Source organism: Streptomyces sp. NBC_01351, from assembly GCF_036237315.1.
Taxonomy (GTDB): Bacteria; Actinomycetota; Actinomycetes; order Streptomycetales; family Streptomycetaceae; genus Streptomyces.
Genome location: NZ_CP108356.1, coordinates 876,697 through 893,907 on the forward strand (window position 1 = coordinate 876,697; position 17,211 = coordinate 893,907).

The window sequence follows — 17,211 nt, forward strand, 5'->3', positions numbered from 1 at the left end:
AGCCGACCAGCAGCGGGCCGGCCCGGTGGCGGCCGTTCCCGCGCGGCCGGGTTCAGCCCATTCCGGGCAGGTAGGCGTTGACCGCGCGGGCCGCCGCGGCCATCTCGTCGAGCTCGACGACCTCCACTCCCGCGTCGGCCAGGAGCCGCACGCCCTGGCAGTCCGCGACGAACAGCGAAGGTTCCCGCCAGGCGAGGACGACCCGGCCGATCCCGGCCGCGAGGATCAGGCTCGTACAGCTCGCCGGCCGGGACTTGCGGATGCTGCACGGTTCGAGCGAGGTGTAGACCGTGGCCCCGGCGAGCCGCGGGTCGCGGCGGTCCAGCTTGGCCAGCGCGGACTCTTCTGCGTGCACGAGTGCGTCGGCCTCCCGGGAGTAGCCCCGGGAGATCTCCGCTCCGCTCTCGTCGACCACGACGGCTCCGACGGAGAAGGCCGTCGTCGACCGCGGGCAGCGAGTGGACAGCTCGATCGCCTCGGCCATCCAGTACCGGTCGTCGGGGGTGGCCCGGCCGGCGGGATTACGCATCCGGCTCCCCCTCCCGTGTCGAGACCAGGTAGCGCACCAGCGCCACGTCACCGATCTGCCGGACTTCCGCGACCCGCATGCGGTGTGCCGCGTCCTGCGGGAAGAAGCCGGGCCCCACGAAGCGCGGGGCAGCGCTCTGTCCCACGAAGAACGGCGCCACGGCGAGGTGGATCTCGTCCACGAGGCCCTCGGTGAGGAACTGCGTGTGCACCGTCCCGCCGCCCTCGACCATCAGCCTGCGCGTGCCGCGCCGCCCCAGGTCGTCCAGTACGAGACCGAGGTCGAGGGGGTCGCCCGCGCCGACCACCTCGGCCACCCCGGCGAGCTCGTCGCGGACCCGCTCGCACGCCTGCGCCGGACAGTAGACGATCTTCTGTCCGCCGGTGCGGAAGAACTCCGCCGAGGCGTCGAGACCGCTCCCGGTGATCGTGACCTTCACCGGGTGTTCGGGCAGGCCGCGAGCGACCCGGTCCGCTCTGCGCGCGTCGGAGCGGACCAGGAGGCGTGGATTGTCGCGGCGAATGGTTCCCGCTCCGACGAGGATGGCGTCGTACTCGGCACGCACGGCCTCGACACGGTCGAAGTCCTCGGAGTTCGACAGCCGCAGACGTTCACCGCTGGTGTCGTCCAGGCAGCCGTCCACCGACATCGCCGCGCTGAGCAGGACGTACGGGCGTCCCTCGCCGGAGCCGGCGTCGTCAGTGGGCATGACCGTGCGGGTGGCCGTGGCTGTGGCTGTGGCCTTCGGCAACCCACTCCGGTGCGTCGCCCCGCATGAACTTCAGGTAGTGCTCGGTCGATTCCTTCAGGACCCGCTGGGCATCCCGGCGGATCGCCGGGGCCCACCAGTGGGCGTACATCCGGTCGAAGGAATACGGCTGCACGGCTTCGACGACCCCGTGCACTCCGCGCTCGGGCAGCGGGAGGCGGTTGGGCGCGCTGTAGAGGAACGCCACCCGGTCCTCGCCCGGGGAGATGTTGATGGTGTCGCCGGTCAGCAGCACCCCCATCCCGTCGGCGCCCTCGGCCCAGTGGAGGACGGAGCTGCCGGGGAAGTGGCCGCCGCACTGGATCAGGGTCACGCCGTCGAACACCGGGAGCGTGTCCGACCAGGTACGGACGAGGGGTTCGATCGATGCGGGACGCGAGAGCCAGTGGATGTCCACCTGGGGCAGCAGTATCTCCGCATCGAAAATGCGGCTCCACTCCACGATCGCACCGTAGAAGTGCGGGTGGCTCGCGGTGACGGCGCTCAGCCCGCCGGCATCACGGACCGCCTGGACGGCGGCCTCGTCGATGTACGGGGACGGGTCCCACAGGACGTTGCCCCCGTCGGTGCGCAGGATCAGTCCGCGCTGGCCGATGCCGATCACCGGCTCGGCCCCGACGCCCATGAGGCCGGGTTCCACCTCGCGCACCTCGGTGCGGTACCCGTCGGCCGCCATCGCTTCGAGCGTGGTCCAGCGCTGGCCTCCTGCCGGGACCCACTGGCGGTCGTCCTCGCAGATCACACAGGCATCGGGGGGCGTGACCCCCTCGTTGTAGGTGTGGTTTCCGCACGTCTCACATACCCACGGCTTGGTGGTCATCTTCGTCTCCTCGGCCAATTTCAAACCAACTCGAGCAACAGTTCGGCCAGTTCCTCGGGCCGGTTGCTGGGGATCATGTGGTTGGTGGCGATCTCCCGGTAGCGCCAGGCCGGGGACTTCGAGACCCGGTCGGCGGCGGCCCAGAAGGGGCCGGCGGGCTCGGGGCGGGGCTCCCCGGTGGCCTTGATGAAGGTCCGGGTGAACGGATGGTCCTCCAGCGGACGCGTCAGCCGTACCGGCTCGGTGAAGGTACCGATGGGCTGCGGCGTGCGCCGCGCGGTGACCCACGCCCCGGTCTCGGGGTCGTCGAACTCACGGATCGGCGCCGGCAGCAGCCAGGAGTCGCCGAGCTCGGGCACGCGCGGGCCGCTCGCGCCTCCGGGGAGGCCCGCCGCCTCGCCGTCTTCGAGGACGAAGGCGTCGAGGTAGACGAGGTGGCGCACGCGGTCCGCGATGTACTCCAGCGCCCCGGTGACGACGCATCCGCCGTAGGAGAAGCCGAGGAGCACGATCTCGTCGAGGTCCTCGTAGCGGACGCAGTTGACCACGTCGGCGATGTGCGTGGTCAGGCCGACCTGCGGGCTCGCGAGGTGCACTCGCTCACCGACGCCGGTCAGACTCGGGGTGAAGACGTCGTGTCCGGCCGCGCGCAGCGGGCCGCGCACCTTGCGGAAGTCGTGAGCGCCGCTCCAGGCGCCGTGGACAAGGACAAAGGTTGCCATGTCGTTCCGTTCTACCTGTGAAAATTGATGATCGAAGGACCGGAAATGATTGCTCCGGGCCGGGCCGGGACCTGGCCGTCAGGCCCGCCGCGGTGCGACGACCAGGTGGTCGGGTGCCGGCCGGACCCGCGTCAGGTCCGCTTCCAGCAGCAGGGCGTCCCCGCTGGTGCCGACCTCCCGGAAGCCCGCGAACCGGTAGGTCACGAACATCATCCGGTTTCGTCCGGTCTCGACGAACTCCGCTTGTAGCCTCGCCCCGTTGTCACGCGCGAGGGTCATGACGTGATTGAGCAGGACCGCGCCGACACCGCGCGACATCACGCGGCAGGACATCAGCAGCAGCCGAAGCCTCCAGACCGGTCCGCGGGTCTCGACCAGCGCGAGGCCGATCTTCCCGTACTCCCCGAACCGGTCCTCCAGTTCGGCGACGAGCAGGACGTGATCAGGAGATGCGGACAGTACCTTGAGTTCCTCGTAGGAGTAGGTCCTACCGGTGGAATTCAGCTGGTTGGTCCGGACCGTCAGCTCCTCGGCACGCTGGAGGTCCTCCTCGGCGGCTTCGCTGATCGTGAAGACCATGTCGAGGGTCGCCAGGAAGTCCTCACCCGTCGACTTCGCCTCCTCCTCCGCCTGATCCCGCTCGATGGCGCTGCGGTACATCGAACGCCGGTGGGCGGACTCCTCGGTGATGAACCTCGGCTGGAATTCCTCCCATTGGGAGACCGCCTCCCCGATCTCATCCGCTCCGACGCACAGCACCTGCGGGTGCCGGAAGGCCACTTCCTCCAGTTCGAACGGCTGGTCGTCGACGAACGCCAGGGAGTCGACGCCGATGTTCAGTGCCGCGGCGATGTCCGCCACGGAGGAGGACTTGGGGCCCCACCCGATGCGGGGATGGAGAAAGTACTCGACGAGTCCAAAGCCTTCCAGCTGCTCCATCGCCGCATCGAAGTCGTTCTTGCTGGCAACCGACTGCAGGATGCCGCGCGCATCCAGTTCATGGACCAGCTCCACGACGGCCGGGCGCGGGACGACCTTGCCGTCCTCCAGGAGGACTCCGTCCCAGACCGTTTCGTCCAGATCCCACACCACGCATTTGATCCGGCCCCGGCGCGGCTTGTCCCGAGGCGTCTCGCGACTCCCGCCGGGGGCGGCGGGAGGGCTCACCTGGCTGTCCACCTGTACGCCTCCTCGGCGATCTTGATCTGTTGGATCTGGGTACTGCCTTCGATGATTTCCATGATCTTGGCGTCGCGGTAGTACCGCTGTGCGGCATGGTCCGGGGCGCATCCGGCCGCCCCGTGCAGCTGCACGGCGTCGCTCGCGGCCCGGGTGGCGGCGGTCGAGGCGAAGTACTTGGCGATCCAGGTGGCCATGATGGTCTGCGGGTCGTTCCGGTCCTTCAGCTCTCCCGCCTGCCGGCACAGCAGCCGGGCCGCGCTGACGTCGGTGACCATCTGGCTCAGCATCTGACGGACCAGCTGGTGCGAGCTGAGCGGCTGCGTCCGTCCGCCCTGCGCGGCGGTGAAGCTCGCCCCGGCCTCCATGCACGCCTGGAGGATGCCGACGCAGCCGCAGGCGACGCTGTACCTGCCGATGTCGAGTACGCCCGTGACGACCGTGGCGAGTGCGAAGCCGTCGGGGCCCAGGAGGGCGTCCGGGCCCAGACGGCAGTCCTGGAAGTCGATCTCGGCCAGCATGCTGCCCCTGGTGCCCAGCATGTCGTGGACCGGCCGGACCACGACACCCGGGCTGTCGCTCTCCACGAGGAAGGCCGACACCCCGCGCCCGGTGCGGGCGAACACCAGCAGGAGATCGGCGATCTGACCGCCCGTGATCCAGCGCTTGCTGCCCTGCAGGACGAAACCGCCGTCCTGCTGCCGGGTGGCCGTGGCCGAGATGCCGGCCGCGTCGCTGCCGGCCTCCGGTTCGGTCAGGCAGAAGGCGCCGATGGCCTCGCCGCGCGCCAGCAGCGGCAGCCAGCGCGCGCGCTGCCCCTCGCTCCCCCACCGGGACACTGCGTACGCCGCCATCGAATGGACCGTGAGCAGACTGCGGACCGAGGAGCAGCCCCGGCCGACCTCCTCGTGCAGCTCGCCCAGGGTCACCATGTCCATGCCCGAGCCACCGGCCTCGACCGGGAGGATCGCCCCCCACCATCCCAGCTCTCCGATGCGGCGCAGGACGTTCGCGGGGATGGACTGCTCACGGTCGAACCGGGCCGCGTGGGGGGCTATCTCGGCGTCGACGACGGCCCGGAACTCTTTCCTGCCGAAGGGGCCGTCAGACATCCGAACGCGTCTCCGCCAGTCGCTCGACCAGCTTGGTCATGGCCGTGACGGTCCGGAAGTTGTCCAGTTCGAGATCCTCGTTGGGGATCTGCACCGCGAAGCGCTTCTCGATGAACATGATGAGCTGGATGGTGAACAGCGAGTTCGCGATGCCCCCTTCGAAGAGGTCGTCGTCGTCGGCTATCTCCAGGTTCGGAAAGCTGCCGGCCAGGAACTTCCCTATCTCCGGCCCCACCGCTGTCGTCATCAGACCTCCCAGCCATAAGTGAAGAACCCCTGCTGGGTCTTACGGCCGTGAAGCCCGGCGTCGACCATCTTCTTGAGCAGGGGACACGGTCGGTACTTGCTGTCGTTGAAGCTCTCGTGGAGCACTTCGATGCTGTGCAGGATGGTGTCGAGGCCGATCAGGTCCGCCGTCGCCAGCGGGCCCATCTTGTGGCCGAAGCAGGAGGTGAAGACCTTGTCGACGTCCTCCGGTGTGGCCACGTTCTCGTGGACCAGGAACGCCGCCTCGTTGATGGTGAGCATCAGCACGCGGTTCGAGACGAAGCCCGGCGAGTCGTTGACCACGATCGCCGTCTTGCCCATGCTGGCCAGCAGTTCCTGCGCCGTGCCGACCGCCTCCTGCGAGGTGTGATGGCCGGGGATGAGCTCGACGACGGGCTTCTGGGGCACCGGGTTCATGAAGTGGATGCCCAGGACCCGGGGTGCCCGCCCCGTCAGTGAAGCGATCCTGGTGATGGGGATCGCCGAGGTGTTGGCCGCGAACACGGTGCGCTCCGGGCACACGGCATCGAGCACCGGGTACACCTCGGCCTTGACGTCCCAGCGCTCGGTGACGTTCTCGATCACGAAGTCGGCGTCGCCGAGGGCCTCGTAGTCGGTGGTGAAGGTGATCGCCTCCTGCGCCCGGGCGGCGTCCACGAGGGCCGGGCCCGTCGTGCCGACGAGCCGGCTGAAGCGCAGGTCGTTGCGCATCCGCTCGGCGGACCGGTCGAGCACCTCCTTGCTCACGTCGATCAGAACCACTTCATGACCGGCAGTCGCCAGATTCTGGGCCACCCCGCCGCCCATGACACCCGCGCCCACCACACCGACCCGGCTCACGTTCGCCTCCCGTCCTGTTGATCGTGCTGTTGCTCGCCCTGTTGCGCGTGCTGTTGCTGTGTCTGCCCGTGCGGAAGCTGCGCCGCGACGACCGCGGCGAGTTCGGCGACGGTGAGGTTGTCGAAGAGGGACTGCAGGGCTACCTGGACGTGCAGGGTGTCCCGCAGCCGGGCCAGGAGTTTGATGCCGAGCAGTGAATGGCCCCCGAGCTCGTAGAAGTTGTCGTGAATGCCGACTTCCGCGACGCCGATCTGGTCCTGCCACAGGTCTGCGAGCGTCTGTTCCAGCGGGTTCCGCGGAGCGGCGTACGGAGTCGCGAGCGCGGGCCTGGGGTGCGCCGGGGCGGAAGCGCGGACCTCGCCCGGATCCTCGGGGCCGGACCCGATGGCGCCGACGTTCTCGACGATCGCCGCCAGGTCCTTGGTCGCGACGACCACCTGGGGTGACAGTTCCCGGGCCAGGAGGCGCTCGAAGGCCGTGACGCCCTCCGACGGCAGGATTCCCGTCTCCAGGTGTGCGAGGAAGGCGTTCTCGCCGCGCTCCGCGTCCCGGCGGGTTTCGGGATAGGCGTAGGTTCCGACTTCATCGGAGCGGTCGTCGCGCAGCGCCATCAGCTTCGAATCGAGGGCGCGCGCCTTCTTCATGACGAATTCCTCGGCCTTTAGCAGGACTTGGCCGTCGTCGTCGAAGAGGGTCACGTCGAAGGAGAGCGTCTCCCGGGTGGTGCCCTCCAGCTCGCCGCGGTGGGTGAGCAGGCTGTGGATCCGCGCCGGGAGCGGGCCCAGCACCTCGATGGCCCGGTAGCGCAGGGGCATGAGGTAATCGCGCTCGAGGTAGAGGCCGGCGAATCCGGTGGCGATGTCGAGGAGGAAGGGGTGCAGCCCGAGCGCGGCCACTTCCTCGCCGTAGCGTTCCGGGACCGACAGCCGGGCCAGGGCCACGCCTTCGCCCTTCCAGATGCGCTCCACGCACTGCGAGCGCGGTCCGAAGGTCATGGGCCCGTCATGGCTCACCTCCCCCGCGTCGCGCAGTCCGTACCGCTCCACCAGTTCGGAGACCTCGTACGGAGCGTCCGGGCGCTCGCACGTGTCCGGGCGGGCCGGGGACAGGACACGGCCGGTCACGTGCTCGCGCCAGGTCTCGGCGCCGGCCGCACCGCCACCCGCGCTGACGACCGAGAACCTGAACTCGCCGCCCAGCTTCTCCATGACCACCCGGACTTCCCGGGCCTGGCCGTCGCCCAGCACCACCGGCGCCAGGAACAGGACGTCCTCGAAGCGGACCGCTTCGCCCAGGCCCCGGTCGGCCGCGGCGGCCCGCACCATCTCCAGGTACGCGGTGCCGGGAATCACGGATATGCCGAGCATGCGGTGCTCGTCGACGAGCCAGTCCCGGGGACTGCTGAACTCCGCCGCGTAGATCGCGAGGTCCGGCGTGTCCACCAGGCAGGTGTGGAGCAGGGGGTTGCCGAGCTCGCGCGGACCCGGTGTCCGGGCGTCGGGCCGGCCCACCACCCTGGCCGCCATGCCCACCTCCTGCCAGGCGTCCCAGTTCACCGCCACGGTGTACGGGCCGCCGGCCGCGGACCGGTACTGGGCGTAGGCGTCGAGGAAGGCGTTGGCGCCGCAGTAGTCGACCTGGCCCAGCCCCCCGCTGAACGCGATGGTGGAGGAGCACAGCAGCAGGAAGTCCAGCGGCGTCTCGCCCAGGACCGAGTCCAGGACCAGGGCTCCGCGGGCCTTCGGTGCCAGCACCGCGGCGGCCGCGTCCGGGCGCTTGAGCTGCAGCATGCCGCCGCCGGCGACCCCGGCGGCGTGGATCACGCCGTGGACGGGACCGAACCGTGCGGTGGCCGAGGCGAGGGCGGCCCGCATCTGCTCCTCGTCGGACACGTCGGCCGTCAGGACGAGCACCTCGGCGCCCATTTCCTCCAGGGCCACGACCTTGCGGATCCTGGCCGCGGTCTCCTCGCCTCCGGCGTGCGCGGCGAGCAGGGCCGCCCATTCCTCCCTGGCGGGGAGGGGGGAGCGTCCGATCAGAACCAGGCGGGCCCGTGCGGTGCGCGCCAGGTGTTCGGCCAGTGCCAGGCCGATGCCGCCCAGCCCACCGGTGATCAGGTAGACGCCGCGGTCCCGGATGCGCGCGGGAGGCTGCTCGGGCTGCTCCACGCGTACGGGCTCCCAGCGCGGGGTCCAGCGGCTGCGGCCGCGGTGGGCCACCACTTGGTTCGCGGGCCGCCGTACGAGCTCGGTGACGAGGCGGTCGACGCCCGCGGTGTCGGCGCCGTGGACGGGCCCTGCGATGTCGATGCTCTGCGAGGTGAGGCCGGGGTGTTCCTGCGGTGCGACCGTGACGGGGCCGATGACGGTCGCTTTGGCGGGGGTGACCACTTCCCCGTCGGTGACCTGCCGCAGTCCGTCGGAGACGACGGCCAGGTGCAGGGGGGCATCGATCCCGCGGGCGCCCCAGGCCTGGGTGAGGAACAGCAGGCTGTAGAAGCCGCGGCGCTGGAGTGCGTCGAAGTGCGCCGTCGTGGGGCGTCGCGGGCTCTCGCCGGTCACGGTCCACAGGTGGACGGCCGTCTGCGGCAGTGCGTCGCTCTCGCCGAGCACGCGCAGCAGTTCGTCGTAGTCCTCCCGGCGGTCCGGCACCAGGGCGAAGCGTCCCTCGCCGAGCGGCTGGAACCGCTCCCCCGGGACCACCGTGACGACTTCGTGCCCCGCCCGGCCCAGCCGGTCCGCGATCTGCCGCCCGGTGCCGTGGTCGTCGAGGAACAGCAGCCACCGCTGGGGGTGGGCCGCCAGTTCCTCGTCTCGTACGGGGTCGAGCGGTGCGGTGGAGGTCCAGGAAGGGACGGAGAACCAGGACGCCAGGTCGTCCCGCTTGGCCATCGAAGCGGGCGGGGCCTGCGGCAGCCGCTGGGCGTGCCCCGGGGCGGGGGCCTCGTCGATCCAGTAACGCCGGCGTTCGAAGGGGTAGGTGGGGAGCGGTACGCGCCCCGGCGTCTCGCCGGCGTGGACGCGGTCCCAGTCCGGCTCCACGCCGGCCAGCCAGAGGCGGCCGAGCGAGGTGAGCAGGAACCGGGCGGCGGACTGACCGTCGTGGGCGGCGGGCAGCGAGGACAGGGACATCCGGTCGCCGTTCGCGCCTTCGGGCAGTAGCTGCAGCGCCAGGCTGCTGTACGCCTGTCCGGGCCCCACCTCCAGGAGGATGCGGCCGGGCGTCCGCCACAGCTCCTCGACGGCCTCCGCGAACCGGACGGTCTCGCACATGTGGCGGGCCCAGTACTCGGGGTCGGTGGCCTGGGCGTCGGTGATCCACGTCCCGGTGACGTTGGACAGGTACGGGATCGTGGGCGGGCGCAGCGTCACCGTCCGGGTCAGTTCCACGTACCGTGCCCGGCCCGGCTCCATCATCGTGGAGTGGAAGGCGTGCGTGGTCTGCAGGCGGCGGCAGGCGACGCCGTCCCGGGTGAGGCGTGCCTCCAGCTCGGCGACCGCGTCGGTGGCTCCGGCGAGCACGGTCAGCGCGGGGCCGTTGACGGCGGCTACCGAGAGCCGGTCGTCGAGGAGGGCCGCTTCCCGCTCGGGCAGTGACAGGGCGAGCATCGCGCCGCCCGGCATCCCCTCGATCAGGCGGGCGCGGTGCGCGACGAGGAAGCACGCGTCCTCGAGGGTGAGGACCTCGGCCACGCAGGCCGCCACGTACTCCCCGATGCTGTAGCCGATCATGGCCTCGGGGCGGATGCCCCAGTCCGTCCACAGCCGGGCCAGCGCCCACTCCACCATGAAGGTGACCGGCTGGGCGTAGAGGGTCCGGTCGAGTTCCGCGGCCCCGGCGGACGTGGGCCCGCCGCGGGCGAGCATCCTGCGCAGGTCCATTCCACCGCCGGTGGCGGGGCCTTCTGCCCGGGCGACCCCGTCGGTCGGCGTGGGCTCGGGGTAGAGCAGGGTGCGGAGGTCGACGTCAAGGTGCTGCCTGAACAGCTCCGCGCACCGGTCGACTTCGGCGCGGAAGACCGGCTCCGACTCGTAGAGTTCCCTGGCCATGTTCGGGTACTGGTCGCCGAGGCCGGAGAACATGAACGCCACCGGGCGGGTGACGGCCGGGCCCGCGGTCCGGCGCAGCAGTCTGCGCGGTGCCCGGCTCTCCAGGGCCTCGGCGGCGTCATCCGTGTCGCCGCAGACCAGTGCCTGGCGGTGCGCGAAGACCGCCCGTCCGGCTTGCAGGGTGTACGCGACGTCGGCCAGTGGCCGGCCTGGGTCACCGCGCAGATGCGCGGCGAGGCGGTCCGTGGCCGCCTCCAGGGCGGTGTCGGTGTGGGCCGACAGCAGCAGGAGCTGCCAGGGCCGCCCAGAGGTCGCCTCGGCGCGGGCGGGGGCCTCCTCCAGCAGGGCGTGGGCGTTGGTGCCACCGGTGCCGAAGGAGCTCACCCCGGCGAGCCGGGCGGCGCCGTCCGTCTTCCACTCGGTGAGTTCGGTGTTGACGTAGAAGGGGGAGCGGGCGAAGTCGATGTCCGGATTGGGCTGTTCGTAGTTCAGGCTCGGCGGGATCTGCCGGTTGCGCAGGGCCAGGGCCGTCTTGATGAGACCCGCGACGCCGGAGGCGGCATGGGTGTGCCCGATGTTCGATTTGACGGAGCCGATGGCGTGCGGACCCGAGGGGCCGCCGCCCGCCGCGCGGAACGCCCGGGTGAGGCCCTCGATCTCGATCGGGTCACCCAGTGCGGTGCCGCTGCCGTGAGTCTCGACGTAGCCGATGGCGGCGGGATCGACGTCGGCCATCAGGTGGGCGGCGCGGATCGCTCGGGCCTGTCCGCTCACGCTGGGTGCGCTGAACCCGACTTTGGCCGCCCCGTCGTTGTTGACGGCGGAGCCCTTGATGACGGCGTACACCGTGTCCCGGTCGCGCAGCGCGTCTTCGAGCCGCTTCAGTACGACGATCCCGACGCCGCTGGAGGAAACGGTGCCGCGGGCCGCCGCGTCGAAGGAGCGGGTGCGTCCGTCGGGCGAGAGGATGCCTTCCGGCTCGAAGAGGTAGCCCTCGGTCTGCCGGGCCCGCACCGTGCTGCCGCCCGCGAGCGCGAGGTCGCAGTCTCCGCTCAACAGGGCCTGTCCGGCGAGGTGGACGGCTACCAGGGAGGTCGAGCAGGCCGTCTGGACGGTGAGGGAGGGGCCTTTCAGGTCGAGCTTGTACGACGCCCGGGTGGCCAGGTAGTCCCGCTCGCCGCTGAGGTGGGTCAGCAGCCATCCCGCGGACTCGGCGACCGAGGGGTCGGCATGGACGTGCCGGCGGTACGTGTTCTCGTATGCTCCCGCGTAGACGCCGGTGGCGGCGGGGCGCCGGTCGCCCGCGTATCCGCTGTCTTCCAGGGCCTCCCACGCGCATTCGAGGAAGAGCCGGTGCTGGGGGTCCATCAGCTCGGCCTCGCGCGGGGTGATGTTGAAGAACTCCGCGTCGAAGAGGCCGGGATCCCCGAGGACCCCTCGCGCCCTCACGTAGTTCGGGTCGCGCAGCAGCGATCGCGGGACTCCCGCCGCCAGCAGCTCGTCCTCACCGAAGTGGGTGATGGACTCGATGCCGTCGCGCAGGTTCGCCCAGAACTCTTGCGGGTTCGCGGCTCCGGGATAGCGGCAGGCCATCCCGACGATGGCTATCTCAAGGCCCGTTGTCATATCTCGCCGTCCATCTGCTGCCGCTGCCGTAACTGCTGCGCCAGCCGTCGGTTTCCTTGCGCCCGCCCCTGGTCCTGGCCGGTCTCGTTCAACTCGTCCGTGCTGGAGAGGAATGCGGCGAGCGCTTCGACGGTGGGGTGGGCGAACAGCTCCACGACGGGCACGTCCCGGCCCGTGACCTCCAGGAGCCGTGCCTGGACCTGCCGGATGAGCAGGGAATTGCCGCCCAGGTCGAAGAAGTGGTCGCGGACGCCGATGTGTTCGAGCCCGAGCAGCTCGCACCAGATGCCCTCGACCGCGCGTTCCATGGCCGTACCGGGCGCGGCCTGGCGTGCTCCGTCGGGCCGGACCAGCCGGGCCGCCAGCTCGGAGCGCTGGATCTTTCCCGTCGAGGTGCGGGGGACCGCCGGCACGCGGAAAAGCCGCCGGGGGATCTTCGGCTCCGCGAGGCGGGTGGCGAGGAACTCCCGGATGGCGTCGTCCGTGGCCTGTGCTCCGGCCACGAGGACGATGGCCGCCGAGACCTCCTCCCCCAGTGTGGCGTGCGGGAGCGGGAAGGCGGCGGCCTCCACGATCTCGGGGTGGGCGAGGAGCACCTCGTCGACCTCGACGGGCGAGACCTTGGTCCCTCCGCGGTTGATGATCTCCTTGAGGCGGCCGGTGATGAAGAGGTAGCCGTCCTCGTCCAGGTGGCCGCTGTCGCCCGTCCCGAACCAGCCATCGGTGAAGGCGCTCGCGTCGGCGGCCGGGTTGTCGTCGTAGTGGCTGATGACGGTGGCACCGCGCAGCACGATCTCTCCCGTCTCCCCGGGGGCGAGGAACTTGCCGCTCTCGCCGCGCACGGCGAGCTCGTTGCCGATGGAGACGCCGACGGATCCGGGCTTGCGTTCACCCGGCGGCAACGGATTGCTGGTGATGATCGAACAGGCTTCCGTCATCCCGTAGGAGTCGATGACCGGGGCGCCCGTGGCGCGCTCCAGCGACTCCCGCAGCTGCTCCGTCAGCGGGGCCGAGGCCGAGCGGACGAAGCGGAGCGGGGAGGGCTGGGCGTCCGCACGGCCGGCGAGGGCGCCTGCGACCGCCTGGTGGATGGCCGGTACCGCCGTGTACCAGGTCGGCTCGAAGGACCGGAGCCAGCCCGGGAGGGCGGTGGCGTCGAAGCCCGGCGGGCAGACCACGCTCGCGCCGGCCCACAGGGTCGCGAGCAGCGGGCTCATGAGGCCGTGCCCGTGGAAGAGCGGCAGGACGTTGAGGCACCGGTCCTGCTCGCCGAGGGCGAGGCTCGCCGCGATGTTGTGGGCGGAGGCGCAGACGATGTCGTGGCTCTGCGGGACGAGTTTGGGGCGGCCGGTCGTCCCTGAGGTGTGCATGAGGAACGCGGTGTCGGCCGGGTTCCCGCTCTCGTTCCCGGTGTCCGCCGCCCCGGTGTCGGTGACCGGCCGCGTCTGTCGCGGGGGCTGCTGCCCGGCGGCCGCGAGGGCGGCGGTATCGGGGATCAGACCGAACTCGCCCGCCGCCCCTCCCGGCACCGGCACGAGCTCGATGACGAGGCGGCCCTGCGCCCGGGCGACGGCTGCCGCGAGGGTGTCGGTGCCTCGCTGGACGACGACCGCGGCGACGTCCATGTCCGTGAAGAAGGCGTCGAACTCGCGGGCCTGGCCCCCGGGGTCCAGCGGAGCCGCGGTGGCCGCGCAGGCCACGGCGACCAGGGCGACCGCCGCGGCGGGCCCGTTGGGCAGCGCGATCGCGACGCGGTCCGTGCGGGCGACGCCTGCCGCCGACAGGGCCTGCGCCGTACGGTCGGCCTGCCGGCGCAGCGCGCGATAGGTCAGGGTGGGCAGGCCGGGCGCGAGGATCGCGGGTGCCTGGGGCCTGCGCTCGTCGTGCTCCCGCAGGAGCCGGCCGAGGTGCCGGATTCTCGTGGTGCTGGTCTCGTGTGCCGTCACGGCTTCACTCGCAGATGTCATCGCTGCTCCTCTCGCGCGTACGGGGTGCCAAACGGGCCCGTGTGGGTGTCAGCGGGCGGCCCGTGACCGCATGGGTCCGTGCAGGGCCACGGGGCCCTGGTGGGTCAGGCCGCGCAGCCGTGTGGTGGTGCGGGCCAGCCGACCGCCCTGGAAGGTGGCCGCGTCCAGGGTTTCGCGGCTCGGCAGCGCGCCACGGGCCGCCGTGTGGGAGATCCCGTACGGGTTTCCGCCCGCGGTCGTGACCGACGGGTCCGTGTAGCCGGGGGGCACGATGACCACCCCCCAGTGGTGCATGGCGTTGTAGAGGGCGAGCAGCGCGGATTCGCTGCCGCTGTGCGGGTGCGGTGTCGTGACGAACCCGGTGGCCGCTTTGCCGTCGAGCTTTCCCGACTCCCGCAGCGGTTCGCATGCCTCGAGGAACTGCAGGAGGACCGGTGAGACGGTCCCTATGAGCGCGGGCGCGCCGAAGGCGAACGCGTCCGCCCACTCCACGTCGTCCGGTGTCGCCTGGCGGCTGCCGCCCCCGTGCTGCGGGGGTCCGACCGGGAGCAGCCGTACCTCGGCGCCCGCCTTCCGTGCTCCCTCCGCGATCGCGGAGGCCAGTGTCCAGGTACCGCGTTCGCACGGATGGCAGATGACGGCGATCCTGCTGGGCCTGCCCGATGGCGGAGCGTCTCGGCCGGCCGCCGCTCGGGGGTGACTCGGTCCGAGGTGACCCGATCCGGGGTGACCCGGTCCGGCCATCCGTGCGGCGCCGCGGCTGAGCCGGAGCCCGAGGGCCTGCGCCGCCCGCAGATGGGCGTCGCCGACCGTGCCGTCCGGGTCCGAGGGGGCGGAGACGCCGTAGGGATTGGCTCCCGTCACGGTGAACGCCCCGTCCGTGTGCCCTGCCGACATGATCAGCGCACCCCAGTGGTACATGCTCTGGTAGAGGGCGAGCAGGGTGCTTTCACGCCCTCCGTGCGGACTGTTGGAGCTGGTGATTCCGGTGACCACCCGGTCGGCGAGGGCTCCTTCGCGCCACAGATCGGAGGTCGAATCGATGAACTGCTTGAGCGGGGAGGCGATGTTGCCGAAGTAGGTCGGCGTACCCAGCACCACCCCGTCCGCCCACCGCAGGTCCTCGTGGGTGGCCACCGGAACCCGGCGCAGGTCGTCCTTCGCACCGCCCGGCCGCTGATCTCCTTCCACGCGGAGCAGGCGCACGTGTGCCCCGCCCGCCCCCGCTCCGGCGGCTGCCGCCCTCGCGAGTGCGTGGACGGTTCCGTTCCTGCTGTAGTAGATGACCGCGACGTGAGGTGCCCTGCTCATGGTTCCCCGCCCTACGGCGATTCGGCGAGCCGGAAACCCACCGCGTAGTGGGACCGGTCGTAGAGTCCGTGTCTGCGCCGGCAGCGCGCCAGGTCACCGCGCCGGGTGAAGCTGCCGCCGCGGACGATCCGGTAGGTGCTGAAGGAGCGCAGCTTCTCGTCGCGGGACCGCATTCCGCCCGGATAGGGGACGAGGTCGTCGGCCACCAACTCACCGCCCGGATAGGGCTGGTAGTCGTCCGACGTGTACTCCTCCACGTTCCCGGCCAGGTCGAGGACGCCGAAGGGGGACCGGCCCGACGGGTAGATGCCGACGGGCGTCGTGGACAGCGGGCCCGCCTCGGAGGTGTTCGCGGCGTCCTCGCGGAAGGCGTCGCCCCAGGGGTACTCGCGGCTCTCGCCGCCGGTCGCCGCGTATTCCCACTCGGCCTCGGTCGGCAGTCGGAACGCCCGGCCGGTGCGGGCGGCGAGCCAGTCCGCGTAGGCATCGGCGGCCTGCGCCGGAACCGTCCACACCGGATGGTTGCCGAGCTGGTCCGGATAGCAGCCGAACTGCCAGGAGGTGGGCAGCCACCGGGCTCCGGTGTCCTCGAGGAAGCGCCGGTATTCGAGGTTCGTCACCGGGTAGCGCATGATGCGGAACGCGCCGATCTCCACGTCGTGGGCCGGGCACTCCTTCCTGAGGTACGCCTCTTCGAGCCCCACGTCCGGCCATCGCCCGAGAATCGGGGCGATGCGATGCTCCTCGAGGCCGATGCGCACCCGTGCTGCCGGAATCTCCACCATGGCCGGGTCCTCGGCCCGCACCCGTGGATCACCCACGAGTCCGCAGAGGGTCGCGGCCATGTACCGCCTCTCGAAAGGCGATTCGGGGTCCTCCGCGATCCGGGCGAGGCCGTCCGGGGTTTCCCCCAGCAGCTCGGCCGCATGCTCGCCGAGGGTCTCCGGGACGCAGCGCCCCTCGAACTGCGGTGGCAGCCGCATGGCCTGCCGGTCTCCGATAACGTCCAGGTCGACGGCCATGGTCCGGCCGCTCGCGAGCGTCACGGTGCCACCTCCTCGACCAGCCGGAACCCGATCGCGTAGATCTTGCGGTCGAACCAGCCGTGGCGCCTCGCGCAGCGGGCCAGGTCCCCGAAGCGGGTGAAGCTGCCGCCGCGTGCCACGCGGTAGCTGCCCTGGTCCGTGAGGTCGTCCGCCACCTGCGCGCCGCCCGGGTAGGCCGCGTAGTCGTCGGCGACGAACTCCTCCACGTTCCCGGCCATGTCGTCGGCGCCGAACACGCTCCGGCCCGCCGGGTAGATGCCGACCGGGGTGGTCGTCAGCGGACCCTCCTCGACCGTGTTCGCGTGGTCGCTGAGGAACTCGGGCCCCCACGGGAACTCGCGCTCGATGTCGCCCCCGCCGGCCGCGTACTCCCACTCGGCCTCGGTGGGGAGCCGGAAGGCGCGCCCGGTGCGCGCGGCCAGCCAGGTGGCGTACGCGTCGGCGTGTTCCGGGCGCACCGTCCAGACGGGGTGGTTCGCCCGGTGGACGGGGTAGCAGCCCAGCTCCCAGGAGGTGGGCAGCACGTCGAGCCCCCTGTCCTCCAGGAACACCCGGTACTCCAGGTTCGTGACGGGGTACCGCATGATCCGGAACGCTTCGATGCGCACCGGGTGGCGGGGGGTCTCCTTGTGGATCCAGGAGTCCAGCACGCCGACGTCGGCCCACTGGCTCACGACCTCGTCGACCCGCTCCGGCGGGAGTCCGATCGCGCACTGCGCCGCCGGGACGGCGACCGTCTCCGGATCGTCGGGCCGGATGCGGGGATCGCCCTTCAGCCCCAGCAGCGAGCTCGCCGCATAACGGCGGGCGAACTTCTGGTTCTCGTCCGAGCAGATGCCGGCGAGGTCGCGGGCCGACATCCGGAACAAGTCGTCGTGGCCCGCGAAGACGTCGTGCGGCACTCGCTCCACGAGCGATCCGGGTAGCCCCATCGCCCCCCGGTCGTCCAGCCGGTTGGGGTCCTTGACGATCGG

13 protein-coding genes are annotated in these 17,211 nt (G+C 71.3%); all 13 read right to left on the reverse strand.

All coding sequences use genetic code 11. The features are described 5' to 3' along the window. Window positions 1–52: 52 nt before the first annotated feature. The 13 genes from OG625_RS04260 to OG625_RS04320 all read right to left on the reverse strand — a co-directional run bounded on the left by OG625_RS04260 (window position 53) and on the right by OG625_RS04320 (window position 17,169). Window positions 53–529 carry a dCMP deaminase gene (locus tag OG625_RS04260; protein ID WP_329376712.1) on the reverse strand — a complete coding sequence of 159 codons (477 nt, stop codon included), beginning with the start codon at window positions 527–529 and terminating at the stop codon, window positions 53–55. Next, window positions 522–1,238, reverse strand: coding sequence for a RibD family protein (locus OG625_RS04265; RefSeq protein ID WP_329376713.1), 717 nt, complete (start codon window positions 1,236–1,238; stop codon window positions 522–524). The genes OG625_RS04260 and OG625_RS04265 overlap by 8 nt, the downstream gene beginning before the upstream one ends. After that, a complete protein-coding gene (locus OG625_RS04270; RefSeq protein ID WP_329376714.1) occupies window positions 1,228–2,118 on the reverse strand; it encodes a hypothetical protein in 891 nt (296 codons plus the stop codon). Before OG625_RS04270 ends, OG625_RS04265 begins: the two co-directional genes overlap by 11 nt. Before the next feature lie 20 nt (window positions 2,119–2,138). Next, complete coding sequence (locus OG625_RS04275) at window positions 2,139–2,840, reverse strand: alpha/beta fold hydrolase (protein WP_329376715.1); 702 nt, start codon at window positions 2,838–2,840, stop codon at window positions 2,139–2,141. 78 nt (window positions 2,841–2,918) lie between these two features. Then, the gene (locus OG625_RS04280) at window positions 2,919–4,019 is read right to left on the reverse strand and encodes an HAD-IIIC family phosphatase (RefSeq protein WP_329376716.1); all 1,101 of its coding nucleotides are present in this window, start codon (window positions 4,017–4,019) and stop codon (window positions 2,919–2,921) included. Beyond that, the gene (locus OG625_RS04285; RefSeq protein WP_329376717.1) at window positions 4,004–5,131 is read right to left on the reverse strand and encodes an acyl-CoA dehydrogenase family protein; all 1,128 of its coding nucleotides are present in this window, start codon (window positions 5,129–5,131) and stop codon (window positions 4,004–4,006) included. Before OG625_RS04285 ends, OG625_RS04280 begins: the two co-directional genes overlap by 16 nt. Beyond that, window positions 5,124–5,378 carry a phosphopantetheine-binding protein gene (locus tag OG625_RS04290; RefSeq protein ID WP_329376718.1) on the reverse strand — a complete coding sequence of 85 codons (255 nt, stop codon included), beginning with the start codon at window positions 5,376–5,378 and terminating at the stop codon, window positions 5,124–5,126. Before OG625_RS04290 ends, OG625_RS04285 begins: the two co-directional genes overlap by 8 nt. Next, window positions 5,378–6,238 (reverse strand): 3-hydroxyacyl-CoA dehydrogenase family protein, encoded by an 861-nt coding sequence (locus OG625_RS04295; protein ID WP_329376719.1) that lies wholly within the window; start codon window positions 6,236–6,238, stop codon window positions 5,378–5,380. The genes OG625_RS04290 and OG625_RS04295 overlap by 1 nt, the downstream gene beginning before the upstream one ends. Then, entirely contained in the window at window positions 6,235–11,913 is a 5,679-nt protein-coding gene (locus tag OG625_RS04300) for a type I polyketide synthase (protein ID WP_329376720.1), read from the reverse strand. Before OG625_RS04300 ends, OG625_RS04295 begins: the two co-directional genes overlap by 4 nt. Next, entirely contained in the window at window positions 11,910–13,880 is a 1,971-nt protein-coding gene (locus tag OG625_RS04305) for a non-ribosomal peptide synthetase (protein ID WP_329376721.1), read from the reverse strand. Before OG625_RS04305 ends, OG625_RS04300 begins: the two co-directional genes overlap by 4 nt. A gap of 48 nt (window positions 13,881–13,928) precedes the next feature. Then, on the reverse strand, window positions 13,929–15,191 hold the full coding sequence (locus OG625_RS04310) for a flavodoxin family protein (RefSeq protein ID WP_329376722.1): 1,263 nt from the start codon (window positions 15,189–15,191) through the stop codon (window positions 13,929–13,931). An 11-nt stretch (window positions 15,192–15,202) separates the two neighbouring features. Further along, a complete protein-coding gene (locus OG625_RS04315) occupies window positions 15,203–16,237 on the reverse strand; it encodes a formylglycine-generating enzyme family protein (RefSeq protein WP_329376723.1) in 1,035 nt (344 codons plus the stop codon). Then, entirely contained in the window at window positions 16,234–17,169 is a 936-nt protein-coding gene (locus OG625_RS04320) for a formylglycine-generating enzyme family protein (protein WP_329390439.1), read from the reverse strand. Before OG625_RS04320 ends, OG625_RS04315 begins: the two co-directional genes overlap by 4 nt. Window positions 17,170–17,211: the final 42 nt, after the last annotated feature.

Bases quoted from the DNA above. Each gene is read 5' to 3' on its own strand.
- OG625_RS04260 (WP_329376712.1), bottom strand. From the start codon at position 529: ATGCGTAATCCCGCCGGCCGGGCCACCCCCGACGACCGGTACTGGATG.
- OG625_RS04265 (WP_329376713.1), bottom strand. From the start codon at position 1,238: ATGCCCACTGACGACGCCGGCTCCGGCGAGGGACGCCCGTACGTCCTG.
- OG625_RS04270 (WP_329376714.1), bottom strand. From the start codon at position 2,118: ATGACCACCAAGCCGTGGGTATGTGAGACGTGCGGAAACCACACCTAC.
- OG625_RS04275 (WP_329376715.1), bottom strand. From the start codon at position 2,840: ATGGCAACCTTTGTCCTTGTCCACGGCGCCTGGAGCGGCGCTCACGAC.
- OG625_RS04285 (WP_329376717.1), bottom strand. From the start codon at position 5,131: ATGTCTGACGGCCCCTTCGGCAGGAAAGAGTTCCGGGCCGTCGTCGAC.
- OG625_RS04290 (WP_329376718.1), bottom strand. From the start codon at position 5,378: ATGACGACAGCGGTGGGGCCGGAGATAGGGAAGTTCCTGGCCGGCAGC.
- OG625_RS04300 (WP_329376720.1), bottom strand. From the start codon at position 11,913: ATGACAACGGGCCTTGAGATAGCCATCGTCGGGATGGCCTGCCGCTAT.
- OG625_RS04305 (WP_329376721.1), bottom strand. From the start codon at position 13,880: ATGACATCTGCGAGTGAAGCCGTGACGGCACACGAGACCAGCACCACG.
- OG625_RS04310 (WP_329376722.1), bottom strand. From the start codon at position 15,191: ATGAGCAGGGCACCTCACGTCGCGGTCATCTACTACAGCAGGAACGGA.
- OG625_RS04320 (WP_329390439.1), bottom strand. From the start codon at position 17,169: ATGGGGCTACCCGGATCGCTCGTGGAGCGAGTGCCGCACGACGTCTTC.